The sequence below is a fragment of the Alteromonas sp. G5_S2_22_S1 genome, from assembly GCF_054968525.1.
Genome location: NZ_JBQKUJ010000005.1, coordinates 33,646 through 49,909, shown reverse-complemented (window position 1 = coordinate 49,909; position 16,264 = coordinate 33,646). Strand labels below are relative to the sequence as shown.

Sequence of the window (16,264 nt, the reverse complement as noted above, 5' to 3'; positions counted from 1 at the left end):
CTTTTGTTCATAAGATAACGACATACATGGAAAGCACCCATGCAAACATATAGGAGGGAATGGATTAATGTTGAGGTGGGCGCAAAAGGCCTTCGACTAGGCCGTCAGTGACGTTGCGGGAATAACTGTATTGATTGGTATATAACGGTTTAGCTACGTCATTTATTGGGTGTTGTGCCAGAAACTTAATCTGTCCACATTGACACAGCACACAATGGAAACACTTAGACTCTTCACTCGACGTATTATCACCAGCATTTACATTTTTTTCGGGAACATCATAAGTGCCTATCGACTTTGATTGTTCAGGGACTGACGATACCTCCGCAGGGTAGTCATCGCATTGAGCGGCGAACGAAAAGCCCGATTGACACATGAGCAAAGTAATAAGTAGCCATGCCAACCTACGCAGTTTTGATGTGCAATTAAAAATTGGCATGTTCTTATCAACTTTGCGCATTAAGCGCTCGCTGTCTTTCATTTCCAGCATCTTCGAGGATCATTTTTGCCCCGCGCAACACAACGCACGAAACTATCACACCGATAACCAGATCAGGCCATCGAGAATCGAGCCAAAACACCAAAACGCCAGCAAAAATAACGCCTAAGTTGGCAATCACATCGTTGGCTGAAAATATCCAGCTTGCCCGCATATGCACTTCTTCATTTCTTTGTTTGCGTATGATCACAAGACAAATGACATTAGCAACCAGTGCAACTGCCCCCATAGCCATCATTAGTCCCGATACAGGTTCGCTACCGTAAATTGACCGTCTTACAATATCAATGATAATCAACACACCCAGTGCCATCTGAAAAAAGCCGCTAATTCTAGCCGCATTGGCTTTGTGCAATAGCGATTTACCAATAGCATAAAGGGCAACACCATAGACAACTGCGTCGGCGAGCATATCAAGTGAATCGGCTATTAATGCGGTTGAATCAGCAAGCAACCCGATCCCCATTTCTATAACAAACATTGTCGCGTTTATTCCCAAAAGCCAATACAAAACCTGTCGTTGAGACTGGTCTTTTATTTCAACTTCGCACCCACATCCGCTCATTGGAAACACACTCTTTACTGATGAAAAACATTAGTATAAAGTATATACTTGGTATAGAGTCAAGCGCATCAGGTAAAGAAAAATGAAAATAGGACAGTTAGCAGATAAAACAGGCCTAAGTATTCAAACTATTCGCTTTTATGAACGAAAGGCGTTGTTAGCAGCACCACAGCGCACGCAATCGAATTATCGACTTTACTCGGACGAAGCGCTAAAGCAGTTGCTGTTTATTAAGCAATGCCGAGCGCTGGATATGACGATTGAAGAAATTAATTTGGTTCTAAAAACACGAGCTAACCCAGAGAGCAGTTGCGAGAGTGTCAATGCGACAATTGATAAGCATATTGAGGATATCGAAAGTCGCATCATTGAGTTGAATGCATTACAAAAGACACTTCTTTCATTTCGTTCAGCTTGTGAGGATGATAAAAAAGTAAAAGACTGCGGCGTCTTACAGCAGTTGGATAATATCGTTACTTCTAGAACGTCATCCAATTAAATAATAATAAAAATTGATACTGTTTACTTAGTTTATAAGCGACAGAGCCTGTTGCTTATTTTTTGTCTATTTATGCACGCCGCCACTTTTCGCTTCAATATCATCGCCTGCAATCTGGTTAGTGATGGCTTCAGCATCGGTTTTGGGTGCAAATATATAAATTTTTGAAAGAGTTGGTCTTGGTTTAACAGCAAGAGAGTGTTGAGTATTGCGATGTCGCCATTTTTTTTAATGCGTCACCAAAGTATGTATCGTCTGCTACCTGTTTAGCGGTTATTCCTTTGTGAAGGGTAACTCGCAATCACCGCAAATAACATTTAGCGACGCTTTGCCATAAATTTTAGTGCTGCACCCAGGGCACGTATACTTTGACCGTGTTTGGCGTTTTGCTACTTCTGGGATTAAAAAAGTATCCGGCATTGACGTAAGGCCCTCGCGCTTAGATGCAAATGATGCGAACTGCGCTTCATCCCGCAGCGAAATGACGTTTGCATTTATGAGATCACTTGCATGAGCGCAGTGTTCAACTTGCGAATTTGGTTTAAATACTGGATTATCAACAATTATCGGCTCATGAAGTTTAGGTAGGGCTAAGCGGTCAACCCAGCGTAAATTGAATGTTTTGTCATCTAGAAGCTCGTTAGCCGCTTGCATAAACGCGCCCTGCTTCATAATAAAGTCGCTCATATTGCGTCCGACAATCGCCCCACCCGGCTCCCCAGTATCTGAGGGCATCAAGCCTATGTCCATCATCTTCTGCGCCCACTCTTTATTATGGTAATGACCCTCGCTGGGCAGACCAAAATGAAATTGCCATGCATGCACCATCTCATGAACCAAGGTCTGAAAAACTTCTATTATTCTCGACGAAGCAAAATAGGAAGGATTGATACTTAACTCACTGCAGAGCTCACCTTGCGCATTCCCCCCCGTTTTGCTGCGAAGAACCCCATCACATTCTTCTTACGCTGGACAGTAAAAATGACAGGCGGCAATTCGTTATTAAATAATGCGCGATTAAAGTGGTCAAATGCCTTTATCAGAGGCGCGTAGAGTTCGTTAGTGGGCGACATTTTTGCTGATGAACATCCGTGAATTATTGACACATTATCTTTTGTACACTACACGAAAATGACACGCTTAGTAAGACCATACAGTTATATATATTGCTTTTTTAATTACCATTTCTTTATATTTCAACAGTGCACACTGCACGTTTTTAAAGATAACGTAATTGATAGGTTGATTTTAATAACTAAAAGGAATGATAAAATGGCGAAAATGAAAGTACTTTCTTCAGCGAGAAAGCGAGCGTTCGATAGCGTACCAAAACTAACGAAAGAAGCAACTATTGGCTATTTCACTTTAGATGTCGAAACTAAAAAGATATTGAACAAAATGCAATCTGACGTTGCCAAGGTTGGTTACTTAGTGTCAAAGGCCTACTTTCAAGCAAAGGGACGGTTTTTTGAAACAAGTCGCTATATTGACGCCGATATAAAAAGGGCAACAAAAGTACTATCACTTAAAAGCACTATTGATTTATCGACGTATTCGCCAGAAATTGCCTCTCGGCAAAAGAAACAAATACTTGCGCAATACAACTGGCAAGCGATGACATCTAACACGAATGCACTATTAGCAACACATGCAGACAGCTTAGTATCCATCCGCATGAACAAAGAAGATATGTTGTTTGCACTTGTCTCTTATTGTTGGATGCGTCGCGTCGAAATCCCCTCATATAATCAGTTTGTTGACATTATCTCGACTGCTTTTCATTCTTATGAAACACGGATGCTTGATTTGGTTGAAAAGTCATTATCACTCAAAAAGAAAAAGTCGCTGTTGCAGTTTTTTTCTGCTCAATCGCATCTATATAGCATCAGAGATCTAAAAAGAATCGATCAAGGCCTTGGCCAGAGGATCCTCAATCAAAATGCGGCAATACTACAGGTGTTTGGCGAGCACTTTTTTGAACTATCACCTGTTTACAAAAAAATGGGGCTCACAGACGAAGCGATTAAGCATTTTTCAGATGCGATCTACTTAGGGAACAACGATGAAATTAGGCGATTGAAAAATGACAACAAACAGTCGCTTTACTATTTGTCTTTTATTTATGATCAGTTTTATAAGCGCCATGATTTTTCTGCTGATGCTATTTTAAAAGTAGTTAAACAATTTACAAACAAAGCAAAAGGTAATGAGCGGACCAAACGCGACGAGCAACGAGTCAGTACACTTGAGGCTAATAAATCGGTACTAAATAGTGCAAAAGATGCCAAGAGAGTGTTAGAGCTAGTATATTCCATCACCCAAGATGCGGATTTGTCTTTTGAAGAACGAAACGAGCGCGCACACCAGCTAATAAGTGCTTTTTTTAATGCCGAAAACCCTGATTTTGAAAAGCATATTGAACGTGTTGGAAACAGTATTACTAAACTAGCTACCCATGCTGATTATTATCGCTCGCTGTTTGAAAACAGCATTAAACTCCAGCGCACATTAGGTCCGCTTATTAAGTCTATGAGCTTTGACAAGCAAAGCAAAGATCAAGGACTGTTAGATGCCATAACCTTCTACTTATCCCAGCCAAAAAGTATTGATGAAGACTCACCTACTGCGTTCTTAAGTAAAATCGAATTGGCTCACCTAAATGAAGAAGACGATATCAATCCAATAAACAAATATCGGGCGTTCCTATTCATGAGCGTGGCGAAGGGACTAAAGAACAAGTCATTAACGTTAACTTATTCCTATCGTTACAGACAAACGCCAAGTTATATGATTGGTATCGAAGAGTGGAGTCATCATCGAAAAAGGCTGTTGGCAGCAGCATCGCTTGAAAAGTTTTCAGATGGAAAAGCGTTACTTGCCGACATTGGTCAGAGCGTAACGAGAAAATTTGAGGACGTCATTAAGCGGATTAACAACAATGAAAACTCACATTTTTCGACAAAAGAAGATGGTACTTGGCGGATTAAATATCCAGACCCCGAATTTTCAATCGCGAAATACATACCCACGCTGTTGGGAGCTTCCCGCTCAATTACGCTTCAAGATGTCATGTTCGAAATAAACCGGCATACTGATTTTTCAGGCTGTTTTCGTAATCGTCTTCCACGTGCTGGTAAATCTGAAGTAGACGTGCGCTTACTGTTTGCCACAATATTAAGTTTAGGGACAAACCTGGGTCATACAGAGCTTGCTAGGGCAAGTAAGTTATTTTCAGAAAAAGCGTTAAAAGATACTGAAAATTCATGGATATCTGCTCAAAATTTCCAACGAGCAAATGATCTTTTAGTCAAAACGATCCAATCGCTCTCCTTACCCACCATATATAATGAAAATGATGGGAGACTACATTCAAGTAGCGATGGTAAGAAAGTTGTGGTTAACGTGAACTCTTTGCTTGCAAATTATTCATACAAATATTACGGCAAAGAACAAGGGATAAGCGTTAATAGTTTTCTTGACGAAAAGCAGTCATTTTTTCATGTCAATGTATTAACGTCATCAGATCGCGAGGCGCCTTATGTCCTTGAAGGGTTAGTTTCATCAAAACCTGCATTAATGCAAGACGATACAGAGGAGCACTTTCATAGCACCGACACGCATGGTTATACTGAAGCTGTTTTTGCGGGCTTGCATTTCATGGACGTGTCTTTTGCACCACGCATTAAAAATGTTCATCATCAGACTCTTTATGCTTATGAGTCTAAAACAACCAGCAAATACTCTGATTCGCCATTAGCGCCAAAGACGCAAATCAATAAGAAACTTATATTGGAAAATTGGGATGATATATTAAGGCTTATGGCGTCTATGAAATTGAAGCGCTGCAGTGCTTCACAAATGTTAAAAATGTTATCCAGTAGTGAGCGAGACAACACACTATATAAAGCCTTTAAAGAATTCGGACGCTTGCTAAAGACCCACTTCATTTTAAACTATGTAGACGATGAAGCGCTCAGGCAAAATATTCAGAAGCAGCTTAACAGAGTCGAGTTAGGTCAAAAACTTGCAGACAAAGTACTGTTTGGAAGAAACGGTAAGTTACAAGTCGGTCTGCAGGACGAGATTCAATTGGTCATGGCCAGTAATACCTTGTTACGCAATATGATTATTCTATGGAACTACTTATTTTTGTCTGACTATTGTTTGTCTCTTGATTCACATGACGAACGTATGAATGTCATTGAATCAATATTGACTGGCTCTGTTATCGCTTGGGCGCACGTTAACTTTATGGGTATATATGAATTTAACCCAGTTGTGCGAAGCCAATTTGGATCTACATTAAAGCAAATGAGAGACGTATCAATTTAATTTTTGTAATATTAAGCCATTTTAATCAATGGCTTATATTATAATATCGTAAATTAGTGACCTAAACGGTAGTTCAGCCTTTAATGAACTCTCGGCTCTGAATAAGAAATAAGCTGTCCAATTGTTGCAATGCATCATTTAGTTCGACTTCGCCCAAGTCAGTATATTGGTGGATTTCAGTACGCGATAATGAACCAGCGTGGCAAATTGCCAAAAGTACTTTGATAGCCTCTACTGATAATTCAGATACTTCCTTTCTTAAAGCGGCTTCTCGCACACTGTCACCACTCTTCCCTTTCCATTCTTTTATAGCATTTTCCAGAGAATAGCCTAGCTTGCATAGGCGTAAAATTGAGTCTGTATATAAAGGGGAACCTTCTGAGGACTGTTCGAGCTTGCTTACTTTCTTTTCATTGAAGTCGCTAATATGTAATCTTTTGCAATTTGAACGAACCAGTTCAGAGTATTCATTGCCAGACAGCCCGGGCACTAAAATAGATGTGTCTGAAGAGTAAATATTATTAACTCGAGTAGTCATTAAAATGCGTGAGTGATTGGAGGAAATAAATTAATTTTTGATGTCCGAGACGTTAGTAGCGCCATAAAACGCATCTTTGTTTATCCACACACTGGCTTTGTAAAAGCAGTCTCTGTTGCAGGTATCAGCCAGACTGTGCTCGATACTTTGTTACTGGATACGAAACGGATAACGTCTCACTTGCTATCTGGACGGCTTAAAGGTTACTTAGCTATCAATTCCACTACCAGCCTTATCAACCGGTCTACCCTTTCAGCTGAAAGCCTTTCTGCGCTCTTTGAACACGAACTTAAAAATAGTGACCACCTGTCACTTACAGCGACTGCAAAATTGCTGGGTATTCATGCTACTGGCGTTAAGGGATTAATCGAGCGACAGCTCCTCAGATGGGCGCCATGGCAACGAACGTGCGGACAAGTTGTAGATATTGCATCGATAAAAACGCTACTCGCGGATTACCTTTGCATAAATCGCGAGGCAATTCTTAAAGATGTAAGTATCACAGCCATCATCGAAGATATATTAAACTGTTGTGGTACATTGCCAGACGTTAGTTTTAGGGAGTTCAGGGATCCCATCACCGTAATGCTCTACGAAAAAAAGTCACTGTCACCGTGTTGCCTAGCGCTGGCTGAAAACCAATTAGAAGCGCTAGAGATTGTTGGTGTAGACCTTTCCAAAAAGGTGAAACGTTTTGCGAACGCCGCATAGCACGTATGCTCTTGCTTAAATGAGAGACTGTTTATGTCGAAACTGAAAATTCAAATAGAAGCAGACGACGGTGAGCCGCAGAAGCTCTTGGAGGAACTTGCGCTAAATAAATTAGGTGCGACAAGAGTACTTCCTGTGCCGGGCTCTAACACACTCAATATTGATGGTGGTCTCAATGATATTCGGGCTGTGATAGATACCAACAACATATCCTTCTACGTACGCTACGAACGAGACGCGGATAAATTTGAGAAACTCATCACCTATTTCGTAGCATCTCAAACCGAGCGCTGTCATATAGTTGTTTATGAACGTGAACAGGATAAATGAATGTGAATGGAATAAACGAAAATATCAATCAACAGTATGACGTCATATCACCGGGCAATGTACTTAAATCATTCAAACCATTGATATCAGAAGTGTGCGAGTTAATATTAGCTTACAGGCAAATGGTGCCTGTAATACCAGAGCTATGCCTTCCGACAGCTACTAAAGAGATTGCTTTTACTCCCATCCTTTTTCAAGCCGCGAACAACATTAGAATTAAGAATGCCAATAGTTTTTGGCCCGTTTCTGAAGTGACAGTGTTAAGAAAATCATTAAAAGCAAAGGGACGGATTGACTTAGGCCTTTTCAGCAAAAGGCATATATCACTTATTGAGTGCAAAGTAACGCGAGTGAAAGTCAAAAGCAAAGACATCGCTTCAGTGCGCTCTGCGATGGAAAACGCCGAAAAACAATTACTCGATGTCAATCTGAAGAACTTATTTTTCAAAACTACCGATGAACAACTGAGAAATTACCGCAAGCACAATAAATTAGTTTCGATAGTAACTGCCAACATTACAACTGACGTTAACAACAACAAAGCAGATGAACAATTTTTCAGTAAGTTGCAGCAGGTAAGAAATGAATACCCTTCCTACATGATTGCATGGGTTAAATACGAACCACATCGAATTAATCAGAAAAATGATGGTTCACTGCTACCGAATGAACGTACTTTGAGAAGCATTGGCCAAATAATGGTAATCAGAGAGGTATTTGGCAATAAATGGGGATAGTGAGAAACGTCGCCAGAGAAAATCAAGCGCAACTAAATTCTATACTTCAATAGAAACTTTCTGGCTAGAGCAATCTGAATACGGTATGGTTTATCCGTCTTTCGTGCACCTCTGCCATGAGGATGTTTACGAAGGTGTGTATAACAAAATTTAAATAAGTAGTACCAATGAAACGGATTTCTTTCTTTTTTCTGATTTTGATACCTTTTTGTCTGCTGGCCTCGGCATCGGCTGGTCAGTCTATAGCTGAGTATAAGCGCACCTATATAGACCTACAAAAACGCTACCCTGACCCACAATTCCGAGTCGAGGCAGCAGCGGAAGAAAAAGAATTCGACAAGTCTGACTTAGGCCGTGTATTCACATTTATTGCAAACAGTGAAGTACATGGCATCACGTCCTCACTCACCTTTCCCGAAATTCATGATGACACATGGACTAGCATCAAATATGAGGATGAAAACCTTTATTATGGTCTTCAAGGCCTTAGTATCATTTATAGCGAAGCGTCCCTGAGAGACAGACTGGAGAAGCTCATTGTATTCAGAGAGGGCATTCCACGGCATATCCAGTCAGATGTCGTTTACGCGTTAACCGCAAAAATCATTACCTCACTCTTCTATTTAAACGAGATTTCGCCAGCTCTTATTGAATTGATGTTGGTAATGGATAGTCTTTCCGATGAAGATCCAAATAAAATCTTCCAATATTCTAAAGCGGATTCGTTTAACACCGCGTTTGATATTTATTTTGAACTAAGTGATTTCAAAGCTGCTCGCAAATATTGTAATCGCTATATAGAAAACACCTCTTTTCTCACACATTCACAGTACGTTCATTGTAATGCTTTGCTGGCTAACCATGAAAACAGTGAAGATTATCTCGAACAAGCTTTTGAAAATACAACTTCCCCACTCGAGAAAGCGAAAATTTTGGGTTCGAGGGTCTGGCGGGATATACACCACAACAATGTTGATAGTGAGACACTGAAAAATATAGATCTCGTCATCGCTACTTGGGAAAGCCAAACGGTAAAAAACCGCGAGCAGCTTGTAGGTTCTTACATTAAGAAAACCTATGTCTTATCAATACTTAGCGAATTCACTGGCGCACATAAAGCCATTGAAAAAGCCCATGGTTACAACACTCCGTCCATAGGTTACGAGCGCTTGATAAACATGGCTGAGATTGCACTTCTGAAAGCTGAAGGAAAATTGGATGATGCATTAGCCTTGTCCCGAGAAACACTAATTGATGTTTTTTATGCTGAGCCAGTAATGAGCGCTGGCGAGAGAACCGTCTTGAGTGCGACGTTGGACAAGGTCCTGAATTTTTCAGATTATGAAAGCATGCAGAGAAAGAATCGCGAGCAATCACTCGTTATTGAAAATCAGAACCTCACCAGAACGCTTCTCGTAATTTCATTATTTCTTTCGCTTGCAGTATTGCTTCTCACTTACCAAGGTTACCGAAGCTTTAGACGCCGCGCCCAGTACGACGGCCTGACTGGCATTTATAACCGCTCAACAGGTATAGAACGACTTAACTCGGTCTACACCAACGCTCGACGAGGAACTGACAGCCTCGTTTTGGCACTGGTGGACCTCGATGACTTCAAATTAATAAATGATAACTTTGGGCACAGTGCTGGCGATGAAGTGCTCAAAGTATTTGCGAAAATCGCACAGGACTCAATACGCACATCGGATATTTTGATGCGTTATGGTGGTGAGGAGTTTTTGTTTGTTTTTGCCGGTATTACACCCAAGATGGTTTCAGACAAATTGGAAGATATTCGCGAGTCACTGAAAGAGCACAAAGATTGGAAAACTGTAGAGACAGAATTCAGGGTTAGCTTTTCAGCGGGGATTTCGTCTGCGCCGAACGCTGGAGAAATGCAGGAAGCTATTAATCAAGCCGATGAATCGCTGTACCGGGCTAAGGCTCAAGGTAAGGGTAAAAGTTGTATTGCGGGATAGGTTAATGTCTGCAAGATTAAAGGTCGGTCTCAAGCCATCTCGCCGAAGTGCATCTCGCCAATTATGTCCAGTAGTCTTCGACGTCTCTCTTCTGTATCCATGAAGTCAGTTGGTCGTTCTCCGCCGAGAACCGGCAATGGAGTGTAAAGCCACTCGTCCATCATACTACGGTCACCTTCGAAAAATTCGGCAAGCTGTGAGAGTTAGTAATCTTTGGTAATTAGTTCCATCTCGGTTTCTCATTAGATTAGGCGCAACCTGATTATAGCAAAGTTGTAGAGGCATTTGTGAACTGAGCAATGCGAGTGGTTCATAATACTCATCAGCAACATCTAAGCGTATTTGATACGATTCTATGTAAAGCCCGCGTACCGTAGAGAAATCACCTCTACCGGCCTCCAACCTGACCGAATATCAGCATATTTCTGAAAAATTGACTCAAGCCCTTGCCTATTAGCTTAAACTGAACAGAACTTAAAGAATCTGCCAATCGCTGTCAGTTTAGGTCTGACGTAATCTTATAACCCTGCTCTATTTGCTGAAAAAAGTATAGAATTCAGCAATCAACACTCCTCTCTAGCTATTCTTGCCAATTCCTCCTGACTCGATAACCGAGGGCCGAAATGCGCGGACCAGCCTGAAAGAGCCTCCCTGAAGACTATCCATATATCTGACCGTTCATATAAATGGCTTAGATGTGTGAACATCACCTTAAAAACGGGGCGAGTTGTTAAAGGGCAACGTGCTAAATACTAAAATAAAGAAAGATATAGTCTGCTAGTTGAAAAACTGTATACGCTAATCCTGAAGAAATTGCGACCACGCCAAGTTCAAAGATACAAAATGAAAATTTCGACATTTGACCATTTTTAGAGAATAACTGAATCAGCACGATAGATAACTCTAGATACATAGTTCTGAAAAGTTGGTCCTTGAAAAGAAAGTTCTTTGAAGCAACAACAATTATGATCACGGTAATAATAGAGATGACTTCTTCAGTATAATTAAAAGCGAGCTGTTCTTGTTGTGACTCAATAAGTATATGAGTAATGATATAGATTAGGAAAACTACAAATGAACCTACTATTCCAATGAACATTATTACTGGAGGTAACCAGCTTAATGTAAGTAACTTGCTTTTAGTAATTGCTTTAAATTTAGAGTAAGAGCGTTCCGTGTTAACGACAAAAACCACGTAAGCAGTTACGGTTAGCGATGTAACTAGATTCACCCATTCGAGACTCGATTGCCCGATCAGAAAGTTAACCGTAAACGACAACAAAGCGATGAACGTTCTCCAGATTAACTTTTCTTCCTCACTAGAAATCATCCAGACAGGCTCAGTAATACCTAACTCTTTTTGCAAAACCGGTTTATTCAAATGGAAATTTCCTCAAAGGATACAGTGTTTTGTAAAGCATTGTACATCATCTTTGTTATATTGAAATCGTCGGTTTTGTCACAAATAGTAGCAAACCTATGTGATTACAGCGTTTGGTTCATTATGAAGTCACTCGGTTAGACCAACATGATATAAGAACGGACACCTGTGCAATGAGGGCTTTCCGCATGATGTTCGCGATGTCACTCCTCTATCTTTTTCCGGTTGAAAACATTTCGCCTAATTTCAAGGTATACACAATGTGATGACTGTAAGTAGGCATAGAGTGTTCGGCATCCCCCGATGCCGAGAGGTAGACAATTTGTGTTTACCTTACCCTCCTACTCTTTTTTAACATTACAAACAGCGCACAAAGGCTTGCTTAATATGGGTGGCTTCCAAGAGTCACACCGACAAAGGTGTTGAAGGTGATGCTGAGGACTCATCGAAACCAATCGGGATGATAACGGCTATACTTCATAGCTAAAGGTTAGGAAGTGCGTTCGCATGAATGCCATGATTTGTAATTATCCGAATTGTATGTCACATTATGACAATATAAAGATTTATAAGGACGTAAGTTTCTAGAAATTCCAGCGAGCCTAAAAATTGAACTGCGTTCCAGCTTTTAAATAGACAATATCTCTAGCCCCCTAATAGAATTTTCTTTCTAACCCATTGATTTCACGGTAAGCGTATTCCAGCTCAGGAATGGATCTGACAAAAGCACTATTAATTAGTTCGTTATTAGAGGTAGATATTTAAAGCGTTATGAATGGTTTACCGTTGATTAGGAATTAAAAGGTTCTGGTTATAAAACACGAGTTTAAATATAGGTTTTGTTCGTTACGTTTTATTTCTTAAATAAATCTAGCAAACCATTTATAACCGTATATTTGAGAATGAGTCCTGCTCGACAGGTTTTAAAAAGCTAATTTATAGCAACCCATAGATGATTAAACGTCGCCTTTTTCAAATAAAAGGCTTCGGTTGATAATAAAGAATATAAGGCTACAATCTTTGTAATCTATCGATAACAATCTTATTTAGTACTTAATACAAAGCACGCTATCTAAATAAGTAATACTTGTTGGGCTAAGTAAAGTGATAAATATAAGGTATTGAGATTAAAGAAAAACTCGTTAATAAGCGATAAAAGCAATTTAAAAATGTGTCATTAATAAGTTCAGCATGTTTAATTGCAAGCACTATATTTAATTCGGCGTCAGTACAACAAGGTTAATCATGAATAAAGTATTTACGTAATACACAGAGGAATTTAATGTAAAAGCGGATGACTTATCGTAGTTCAGATATTGAAATACTGCTTACTGAGCGCCAGTCTGAAAGCCGAAAAACGAAAACGGTACGAGTATCGCCATTTAACTGTGGTAGGTAAATTGGCCACGTTGCTATCACCTATTCCGCTAAGATAGCAGTATCAAAAAAGTGATAACCATGAGTATGGATGAAACAAGCCATTCAAGACCTTGTGTTTATCTTTAGCGCGTCGTTCTACGGTCAGAGGTCTTCGGTCTGCCACCTATTTTAGTGCATTTTTCAGGCAACGCTACATGAAATCTATAGGCATAATAAGGGTATTGCCTTATAGATTTCACACAGCGCACGCGTTTATCTGAACATAAATTGAGCTTAAATCGCGAAATTCTATTGCTCCTGTTTAAAAAGGCAGCCGGAAGACAACTAAACTAAGCAGGAATTACCACAAAACTGTATGTAAATACAGCCTTGTGGTAAAGTGGCACCTAATAGGAAATATTACTGAACTAATAGGAAATACTACTGAACTATCAGGCAAGGTATCCCGATTACGCGTTCTGTAAGCCTATATTTATTGAATAAACGTATGGTTAGACCTGCGCGAATACAAGTATTACCTTGTTACTTCACGCATGATAATTACAGTTATCATGCGTGAATAACTATTTAAATCAATACGTTACAAAATTATTTATAATAGATACAATCTTATTGAACGCGCTACATGCAGGCCAATTCATGTCATCTAAGCAAAAGATAACACATTTACACCCCCATAAAGTGAAGCGGCAAGCGACAAGTGATTCATTGGAATATAGCAATAATAGCAGCCACGCTTCCGGTTATTACGATTCTGGTAGTGGCTCCACTAAAGGAGGTGTCAATTCGCAACTCGTTTCGCTTTCACGTTCTTCATCTACGCATGATGTTGAAAGTTACTACCGAGAAATTTTTACTAAGTTACCGTACAACACGCAACGTGCGTATATTAGTGACTACAACGAATTCGCAATTTTTTGTAAGCAGGCTAATCTGCAAGGCTTCACCGACGATTTTAGCCACAATGAATTATGTATAAAGCAATATGTAGAAGAATTGTGTCGTTCTCCCCTCGCCTACAGAACGATTAAACGTCGTCTGTCTGCGCTCAGTAAATTTTTAGGTGTTGCTAAATTGCCTAACCCCATCATCCGTTCTGCCTATTTAAGAGATTTTATAAGACTGTCTCTTATTGAAAATAGAAAGTATCGTTTGACACACAAACAGGCTGTTCCGCTTACCATTGAAATGGTTGAACAAATAAATAACGCTATTATTCCCGACTCTTTGTTAGAACTAAGAGATATTGCCATTATTAACCTTATGTTCGATGCCTTACTGCGTGCAGACGAATTAGTAAGAGTTTGTGTAGAAGATATTTCTGCCAGGAATAATACACTGCTTGTGGTTTCTTCTAAGAGTGATCAATCTGGACAAGGTCAATATAGGTATGTTTCCTCCAGTACGGTTTCTATGATCCAAGAGTATATAAATGAAGCAAATACTTGCCCTAAAACCAAACAAACCCGACATGTTTCAGATTTACGTGGGCTACACAAAGGCATACTTTTTCGACGATTGACGAATCATAAAACGGCACTATTGCCCTTTGACGAACAAATACCAAGTCATAAAGCAAACGTTCTTAATTACTCAAGTGTCTATCGTATTTGGCGACGCATTGCCCATCGTGCTGGAATTTCCGAAAATATTACGCCACACAGTGGTCGCGTTGGCGGCGCAGTATCGCTTGCAGAAGATGGCGCATCTTTACCCGAACTGCAGCTTGCCGGGGGCTGGCAATCTCCAGAAATGCCGGGGCATTATACTAAACAAGCGAATGTAAAACGGGGCGGCATGGCGAAATTGTCCGCCAAACGCAATCGATAACCCACTGAAATAAATAAAGTATTTTTCGTTAAATGGTTACGCGTAACATTGATCAATACCAACAGCACCCTACTCTGCAACGCTTTGTTATCTTTACCAATCTAAATACGTATTCCCTGCGTAACAACTGCATACATTATCGAATCTAGTTTGCGTACGGTGTAGGTATTCAATCACCTCAAGTACGACATGTTTTTGCTTTACGTAAAGGAGTTATATATGAGTAGCGGAATCGATACAAAGCACGGCAAACTACTGGCAGAGTTAGTCGTTCCCTCTTCGTCTTGGCATGTTCAACCAGAGAAACAAGACCCCTTTAAATCGAAAGAAGCAGCGGTTGAGTATCTGAACTCTCATAATGAGCCCTTATATCTTCATGTACCACTGGCACAGTCTGATGATTTCGTACGCATTTGCGTTACCTCACGAGATGACGATGTAGTATTTACGATTAAAGACATCAGTAAGGGTGGCGAAACTTCAATTCACTATTCGCACATAAAGAATTTAGACAGCACTATTCGAACGTTAGTTAATGAGTCGTGTGACAAAAAAATAAAGTCGCTTTAATAACCCCACGTATTATTACTTGGTTACCATAAAATTGATAACCAAGTAATAATAGCAAGCAAGAGGCTAACGAAGACAGCGGCCGAGCCAATATCTTTTGCTCGTCCAATGAGTTCGTGGAAGTCGGTTGTTATATGATCGCAGAGCTTTTCAATCGCGGTATTGAGAAGCTCTGTGATCAAGACAATAAACAACGACACGATAAGCAGTAATTTTTCTACCGTTGAAATGTTCAAGAGCAAAGCCGTGGGGACTAATAAGCTCATCGCCATTAATTCCTGCCTTATCGCCGCCTCACTTTTAAATGCGGCACGCAGCCCTTTGATTGAATAATGGGTTGCAAAAAGAAGCCTAGAGAACCCTGTCCGTTTGATCATTTTTAGTATTATTCGTTCCCACAAAAATCATCACGCTAGCGAAGCTTCATGACAGTCGAATGACATCGCTATACTTTTACCGCCAACACATCTGTTTTTACACCGTGAAGCACAGCATTTGCGGTTGAACCGAGTAAAAGCCGCAAACCACTTTGACCATGGGTGCCTACAACAATGAGATCGGCGTTAATTTTTTCAGCCATATGGTGAATCTCATCAGCGGGCGAACCTATTTCAACATTGACATGGCTATAGGGAATATCATGCTTTGCTGCCACATCTTTTAGCTGCCTTAAGGCTTGCTCTCTTACCTCTTGTGAAAAATCTTTTTCTAAAAAGAAACCGTAGGGCTCCATATTAGTTTGGGGGTATGCGACATATAGCAAGTGGAGCTTATGGCTATTACCAGCGATGGAAATCGCTCTTTCTACTACCACGTTGTAATCAGAATACACATCTATAGGTACTAAAATCGTATTGTAGCTTTGCATAGCTTTTCTCCCGTTGTGATAAAAAGTTAACGCCAAATAATCGCT

The 16,264-nt window shown here is 40.2% G+C and carries 16 protein-coding genes and 1 pseudogene; 8 read left to right on the top strand and 9 right to left on the bottom strand.

Annotated elements, in window-relative coordinates:
• Positions 1-64: 64 nt before the first annotated feature.
• Complete coding sequence (locus ACTRWF_RS07410; protein WP_196899479.1) at positions 65-460, bottom strand: hypothetical protein; 396 nt, start codon at positions 458-460, stop codon at positions 65-67.
• On the bottom strand, positions 447-1,064 hold the full coding sequence (locus tag ACTRWF_RS07405; RefSeq protein ID WP_015065928.1) for a cation efflux transmembrane domain-containing protein: 618 nt from the start codon (positions 1,062-1,064) through the stop codon (positions 447-449). Before ACTRWF_RS07405 ends, ACTRWF_RS07410 begins: the two co-directional genes overlap by 14 nt.
• Positions 1,065-1,146: 82 nt before the next feature.
• Here ACTRWF_RS07405 and cadR point away from each other — a divergent pair, with 82 nt between their 5' ends.
• Positions 1,147-1,563 (top strand): Cd(II)/Pb(II)-responsive transcriptional regulator, encoded by a 417-nt coding sequence (cadR, locus tag ACTRWF_RS07400; protein ID WP_012518513.1) that lies wholly within the window; start codon positions 1,147-1,149, stop codon positions 1,561-1,563.
• Positions 1,564-1,836: 273 nt separating this feature from the next.
• Here the strand turns inward: cadR and ACTRWF_RS07395 are convergent, their stop codons facing one another.
• Positions 1,837-2,454 (bottom strand): SprT-like domain-containing protein, encoded by a 618-nt coding sequence (locus ACTRWF_RS07395; RefSeq protein ID WP_080663234.1) that lies wholly within the window; start codon positions 2,452-2,454, stop codon positions 1,837-1,839.
• Positions 2,455-2,456: 2 nt separating this feature from the next.
• Positions 2,457-2,669 carry a hypothetical protein gene (locus ACTRWF_RS07390; RefSeq protein WP_148291026.1) on the bottom strand — a complete coding sequence of 71 codons (213 nt, stop codon included), beginning with the start codon at positions 2,667-2,669 and terminating at the stop codon, positions 2,457-2,459.
• 166 nt (positions 2,670-2,835) lie between these two features.
• Between ACTRWF_RS07390 and ACTRWF_RS07385 the strand changes: the two genes are divergently transcribed.
• A complete protein-coding gene (locus tag ACTRWF_RS07385) occupies positions 2,836-5,895 on the top strand; it encodes a Tn3 family transposase (protein ID WP_012518510.1) in 3,060 nt (1,019 codons plus the stop codon).
• Positions 5,896-5,968: 73 nt separating this feature from the next.
• Here the strand turns inward: ACTRWF_RS07385 and ACTRWF_RS07380 are convergent, their stop codons facing one another.
• Positions 5,969-6,433: a hypothetical protein gene (locus ACTRWF_RS07380; protein ID WP_462835309.1), complete on the bottom strand. Its 465-nt coding sequence runs from the start codon at positions 6,431-6,433 to the stop codon at positions 5,969-5,971.
• A gap of 12 nt (positions 6,434-6,445) precedes the next feature.
• Between ACTRWF_RS07380 and ACTRWF_RS07375 the strand changes: the two genes are divergently transcribed.
• The 4 genes from ACTRWF_RS07375 (at position 6,446) to ACTRWF_RS07360 (ending at position 10,190) form a co-directional block, all read left to right on the top strand.
• A complete protein-coding gene (locus ACTRWF_RS07375; RefSeq protein ID WP_462835308.1) occupies positions 6,446-7,144 on the top strand; it encodes a hypothetical protein in 699 nt (232 codons plus the stop codon).
• Between the two features lie 33 nt (positions 7,145-7,177).
• On the top strand, positions 7,178-7,474 hold the full coding sequence (locus ACTRWF_RS07370; protein ID WP_462835307.1) for a hypothetical protein: 297 nt from the start codon (positions 7,178-7,180) through the stop codon (positions 7,472-7,474).
• Positions 7,475-7,476: 2 nt separating this feature from the next.
• Positions 7,477-8,211, top strand: coding sequence for a hypothetical protein (locus tag ACTRWF_RS07365; RefSeq protein ID WP_462835306.1), 735 nt, complete (start codon positions 7,477-7,479; stop codon positions 8,209-8,211).
• Between the two features lie 167 nt (positions 8,212-8,378).
• Positions 8,379-10,190 (top strand): diguanylate cyclase, encoded by a 1,812-nt coding sequence (locus ACTRWF_RS07360; RefSeq protein ID WP_462835305.1) that lies wholly within the window; start codon positions 8,379-8,381, stop codon positions 10,188-10,190.
• Between the two features lie 29 nt (positions 10,191-10,219).
• Here the strand turns inward: ACTRWF_RS07360 and ACTRWF_RS07355 are convergent.
• A pseudogene (locus tag ACTRWF_RS07355) lies at positions 10,220-10,375 on the bottom strand (antitoxin Xre/MbcA/ParS toxin-binding domain-containing protein); the annotation flags it as partial.
• Positions 10,376-10,935: 560 nt separating this feature from the next.
• On the bottom strand, positions 10,936-11,571 hold the full coding sequence (locus tag ACTRWF_RS07350) for a hypothetical protein (protein WP_462835304.1): 636 nt from the start codon (positions 11,569-11,571) through the stop codon (positions 10,936-10,938).
• Between the two features lie 2,019 nt (positions 11,572-13,590).
• On the opposite strand from ACTRWF_RS07350, the gene ACTRWF_RS07345 reads away from it, so the two are divergent.
• On the top strand, positions 13,591-14,781 hold the full coding sequence (locus tag ACTRWF_RS07345) for a tyrosine-type recombinase/integrase (protein ID WP_020743663.1): 1,191 nt from the start codon (positions 13,591-13,593) through the stop codon (positions 14,779-14,781).
• 219 nt (positions 14,782-15,000) lie between these two features.
• Positions 15,001-15,351 (top strand): hypothetical protein, encoded by a 351-nt coding sequence (locus ACTRWF_RS07340; protein WP_012518536.1) that lies wholly within the window; start codon positions 15,001-15,003, stop codon positions 15,349-15,351.
• Between the two features lie 23 nt (positions 15,352-15,374).
• On the opposite strand, the gene ACTRWF_RS07335 is transcribed toward ACTRWF_RS07340, so the two are convergent.
• Both ACTRWF_RS07335 and ACTRWF_RS07330 read right to left on the bottom strand, forming a co-directional pair.
• Positions 15,375-15,728 (bottom strand): diacylglycerol kinase, encoded by a 354-nt coding sequence (locus tag ACTRWF_RS07335; protein ID WP_012518537.1) that lies wholly within the window; start codon positions 15,726-15,728, stop codon positions 15,375-15,377.
• A gap of 68 nt (positions 15,729-15,796) precedes the next feature.
• A complete protein-coding gene (locus ACTRWF_RS07330; RefSeq protein ID WP_020743664.1) occupies positions 15,797-16,219 on the bottom strand; it encodes a universal stress protein in 423 nt (140 codons plus the stop codon).
• Between the last annotated feature and the right edge of the window lie 45 nt (positions 16,220-16,264).

Excerpts from the sequence above, each read along its gene's own strand:
- ACTRWF_RS07410 (WP_196899479.1), bottom strand. The coding sequence starts at position 460 with ATGCGCAAAGTTGATAAGAACATGCCAATTTTTAATTGCACATCAAAA.
- ACTRWF_RS07405 (WP_015065928.1), bottom strand. The coding sequence starts at position 1,064 with ATGAGCGGATGTGGGTGCGAAGTTGAAATAAAAGACCAGTCTCAACGA.
- cadR (WP_012518513.1), top strand. The coding sequence starts at position 1,147 with ATGAAAATAGGACAGTTAGCAGATAAAACAGGCCTAAGTATTCAAACT.
- ACTRWF_RS07385 (WP_012518510.1), top strand. The coding sequence starts at position 2,836 with ATGGCGAAAATGAAAGTACTTTCTTCAGCGAGAAAGCGAGCGTTCGAT.
- ACTRWF_RS07380 (WP_462835309.1), bottom strand. The coding sequence starts at position 6,433 with ATGACTACTCGAGTTAATAATATTTACTCTTCAGACACATCTATTTTA.
- ACTRWF_RS07370 (WP_462835307.1), top strand. The coding sequence starts at position 7,178 with ATGTCGAAACTGAAAATTCAAATAGAAGCAGACGACGGTGAGCCGCAG.
- ACTRWF_RS07360 (WP_462835305.1), top strand. The coding sequence starts at position 8,379 with ATGAAACGGATTTCTTTCTTTTTTCTGATTTTGATACCTTTTTGTCTG.
- ACTRWF_RS07345 (WP_020743663.1), top strand. The coding sequence starts at position 13,591 with ATGTCATCTAAGCAAAAGATAACACATTTACACCCCCATAAAGTGAAG.
- ACTRWF_RS07340 (WP_012518536.1), top strand. The coding sequence starts at position 15,001 with ATGAGTAGCGGAATCGATACAAAGCACGGCAAACTACTGGCAGAGTTA.
- ACTRWF_RS07335 (WP_012518537.1), bottom strand. The coding sequence starts at position 15,728 with ATGATCAAACGGACAGGGTTCTCTAGGCTTCTTTTTGCAACCCATTAT.
- ACTRWF_RS07330 (WP_020743664.1), bottom strand. The coding sequence starts at position 16,219 with ATGCAAAGCTACAATACGATTTTAGTACCTATAGATGTGTATTCTGAT.